The following is a 3780-nucleotide window of genomic DNA, read 5'->3' on the forward strand; positions in this document are numbered from 1 at the left end:
GCCATCGCCCACGCCCAGGAGGCCGAGCGCCTGGGCGCCCACGGCATCCTGCTGTTGCCCCACTACCTGACCGAAGCCGGCCAGGAAGGCTTGATCGAGCATGTGGCCGCCGTCTGCAACAGCGTGAAGTTCGGTGTCATCGTCTACAACCGCGACCGCACCAAGCTCACGGCCAACTCGCTGGCCATCCTGGCCGAGCGCTGCCCCAACCTGATCGGTTTCAAGGACGGCGTGGGCAACATCGAGACCATGTCCTCGATCTTCATGAAGATGGGTGACCGCTTCTCCTACCTGGGTGGCCTGCCCACGGCCGAGGTGTATGCGGCAGCGTACAAGGCGCTGGGCACACCGGTGTACTCCTCGGCGGTGTTCAACTTCATCCCCAAGACGGCGATGGACTTCTACAAGGCGGTGGCAGCCGACGACATGGCCACGCAGCACAAGCTGCTCAAGGAGTTCTTCATGCCCTACCTGGACATCCGCAACAAGGTGGAAGGCTACGGCGTGAGCATCATCAAGGCGGGAGCCAAGCTAGTGGGCCACGATGCGGGCCCGGTGCGCGCGCCGCTGACGGACCTCAAGCCCGCCGAGCTGGAGCAGCTCAAGGCGCTGATCGACAAGCTCGGCCCGCAGTAAGCCCACGCAAGGGCCTGGACCACGCCCCAGGCCCTTTTTTCATCGCTTTCAGATCTCCAGGCGCCTGGCCGTGCACGGGCTCCCGGTGTAGACGCGGCACGCCCATCTTTTTTCAAACACAACAATGGAGACAGACAAGATGTTCAAGAAAATCGTCCTCGCAGCCGCGGCTGCCGTGGCCATCGCGGCCCTCTCGGGCTGCGCCAGCAACCCACCTGCCGCATCGTCCGCCGCATCCGAGCAATCGGTGGCAGCCGCGGCCGAACGCCTGCGCGTGGCCATGATCGACCCCACCCAGGCCGCCCTGGCCCAGCTGGTGGCCGACGACCTGAGCTATGGCCACTCGGGCGGCCGCGTGGACACCAAGGACAGCTTCATCGGCGACCTGCTCGCCGGCAAGTCCGACTTCGTGACCATCGCCATCACCGAGCAGACCATCAAGGTGGTGGGCAACACCGCCATCGTGCGCCACACCCTCACGGCCGACACCAACGACTCGGGCAAGCCCGGCAAGGTGCAGATCAAGATCCTGGGTGTCTGGCAGCAGCAGGGCAGCAGCTGGAAGCTGCTGGCGCGGCAAGCAGTGCGCGTAGCGACGTAAGATCGTCGCCATGGTCCGCCGCCACGGTGCTGCGGACCGCCATTCACAACGGCCGGTTCGGCTCCACGCCACCGGCCTTTTTCCTGCCCTTCATGACCCAGCCCTCCAAACCCCGCCTCCTGCAGATCGCCCGCCTGCCCCTTGCCGCGCTGGAGACCGACCTGGCCGCCCGCTATGACGTGGTCTGCCTGTCCGACCAGGCCGACCCGGCTGCCTTCCTGGCCGCGCACGGCACCAGCTTCACCGGTGTGGTCACGTCGGCCTCCATCGGCCTCAAGGCCGAGGTGATCGCAGCACTTTCCAAGCTGCAGGTGGTGAGCAGCTTCGGCGTGGGCTTCGATGCACTGGACATTGCCGCGTGCCAGGCGCGTGGCATCCCCGTGGGCTACACGCCCGACGTGCTCAACGACTGCGTGGCCGACATGGCGTTTGCGCTGATGCTCGACGTGTCGCGCGGCGTGGCCGCGAGCGACCGCTTCGTGCGCCGCGGCGAATGGCCCAAGGCGCGCTACGCACCACAGACCCGGGTGTCGGGCAAGCGCCTGGGGATCGTCGGCATGGGCCGCATCGGCCTGGCCGTGGCCGAACGCGCCGCAGGCTTTCACATGGAGGTCGGCTACTACAACCGCCGCCCGGTCGAAGGCTCTGCACTGCCCCGCCTCGACTCCCTGCTGGCGCTGGCACAGTGGGCCGACTACCTGGTGCTCACCGTGGCCGGTGGCGCCTCCACGCGCCACATGGTCAACCGCGAGGTGCTGGAGGCCCTGGGGCCCCGGGGCTACCTCATCAACGTGGCGCGCGGCAGCGTGGTGGACCAGGCCGCGCTGGTCGAGGCCCTGCAGCAAAAACGCATCGCCGGTGCCGGCCTGGACGTGTTCGAGGACGAACCCCAGGTGCCTGCTGCACTGATGGACCTGGACAACGTGGTCCTTACCCCGCACACCGCCAGCGCCACGCACGAAACCCGCCGCGCCATGGCCGACCTGGTGCTGGAGAACCTGGAATCCTTCTACGCCACCGGCGTCGTGCGCGTGCCGGTACCGGTCACCTGACATAAAAAAGCCCCCACCGGCATGCGCCGGCGAGGGCCGAGACAAGGCGCGCCGCCAGGGGCGCACCATCCCTGTTACTTCAAGACGCCCTTGGAGATGTCCATGATCATGCGCGCGGCCAGGTACAGGCGCGGCACGATGGTATTGATCTGCACGTACTCGGCATCGTTGGAGTGGGCACCGTAGCCCGACAGGCCCATGCCCTCCACGACGGCGCCCTTGGTCTTGAGCGCAGCGAAGGCCGCATCGGTACCACCGCCCGTGGCCTTCTCGACCACGGCGAGGGGCAGGCCCAGCTCCTGGTAGATGACCTTGCCATAGCCGGCCACGCGGCGCGAGGCCTCGCTGGCTTCGAGCGGCGGGCGGCGCACCTCGAACTTCACGTCCACCTTGGAGGCGGGCAGCAGTTTCGTCTTGATCTTTTCCTGCAGCGCCTTTTCCAGCCCGTCGAAGTCCGCCACCTTGAGCGCGCGCGCATCGGCCTGGGCCGTGGCCTCGGCGGGGATCACGTTGCGGTTGGTGCCGGACTTGGAGACGGTCCAGTTGAGCTTGAGGCCTTCGTCGTTCTTGGACAGGTCCTTCATCTGCAGCAGCTGATGCGACAGCTCGTACAGCGCGTTCACGCCATCCTCGGGCTTGGCGCCGGCATGCGATGCCTTGCCCTGCACCGTGAGGTAGGCCGCGCCGATGCCACTGGTGGCCAGGCGCAGCGTGCCGTCGGTGCCGCCACCTTCGAACGAGAGCACCACGTCGTGCTCCGAGGCCACGCGGGTGATGGTGCTGCGCCAGCCGGGCGAGCTGATCTCCTCGTCGCCATTGACCAGCACCGTGAGCGTGCCGTAGTCCTTGAAATTGAGCTTTTGCAGCAGGGCGATGGTGTGGATGATGAGGGCGATGCCCTGTTTGTCGTCGGAGATGCCCAGGCCATAGGCCTTGTCGCCTTCGATGCGGAAGGGCTGGCCCTTGAGCATGCCCTTCAAGTACACCGTGTCCATGTGCGCGATCAGCATGATCTTCTTCGTGCCGGTGCCCTTGAACACGGCCTGCACGGCGGGGCCCACCTTTTCGGGCGTGTCGTCCAGGCGGTAGACGTCGCTGGTCTGCAGCACGTCCACCGTGCCGCCCAGTTGCTTGAGCTGGCTGGCGATGCGCTCGGCGATCTGGTTCAGGCCCTCGATGTCCTTGCTGCCCGACTCGATGTGCACCAGGTCGCGCAGGGTGTCGAGCAGGAGTTGCTGTTCCTTCTGCGCCAGGCCATGCACCTCAGCCACGGGGGCGGCGTGGGCCATGGCGGCGGCGAAGGCCAGGGAGAGGGAGGCGATCAGGGGGCGGAGGGGATGGGACATGGTTTGGCTGCTGGCAGCGGCAAGTGAATGGCGAAGGCTGATTATGTTGCTGATGGCGGGGGCTTTGCTGGTTGCCGCAAGTGTCGGCTGTTTTGACAGCATGCTTTGTTGAAGGGCGGGAGCCGGGATGTGCGCCCGGCGGCGC

The 3780-nt window shown here is 66.7% G+C and carries 4 protein-coding genes; 3 read left to right on the top strand and 1 reads right to left on the bottom strand.

Translation table 11 applies throughout. From position 1 onward, the window contains the following. The 3 genes from PMI14_RS22955 to PMI14_RS22965 all read left to right on the top strand — a co-directional run. Positions 1 to 636 (top strand): 5-dehydro-4-deoxyglucarate dehydratase (locus PMI14_RS22955; protein WP_007857811.1); only part of this gene is annotated, 636 nt, incomplete at its 5' end. Between the two features lie 139 nt (positions 637 to 775). Then, entirely contained in the window at positions 776 to 1237 is a 462-nt protein-coding gene (locus PMI14_RS22960; RefSeq protein WP_007857812.1) for a nuclear transport factor 2 family protein, read from the top strand. A gap of 92 nt (positions 1238 to 1329) precedes the next feature. Further along, positions 1330 to 2289, top strand: coding sequence for a 2-hydroxyacid dehydrogenase (locus tag PMI14_RS22965; RefSeq protein WP_035205262.1), 960 nt, complete (start codon positions 1330 to 1332; stop codon positions 2287 to 2289). 74 nt (positions 2290 to 2363) lie between these two features. Here the strand turns inward: PMI14_RS22965 and PMI14_RS22970 are convergent, their stop codons facing one another. Beyond that, positions 2364 to 3635 carry a M20/M25/M40 family metallo-hydrolase gene (locus PMI14_RS22970; protein ID WP_007857814.1) on the bottom strand — a complete coding sequence of 424 codons (1272 nt, stop codon included), beginning with the start codon at positions 3633 to 3635 and terminating at the stop codon, positions 2364 to 2366. Positions 3636 to 3780 lie beyond the last annotated feature (145 nt).

Origin of the sequence: Acidovorax sp. CF316 (genome assembly GCF_000276605.1) — a bacterium.
Taxonomy (GTDB): domain Bacteria; phylum Pseudomonadota; class Gammaproteobacteria; order Burkholderiales; family Burkholderiaceae_C; genus Acidovorax.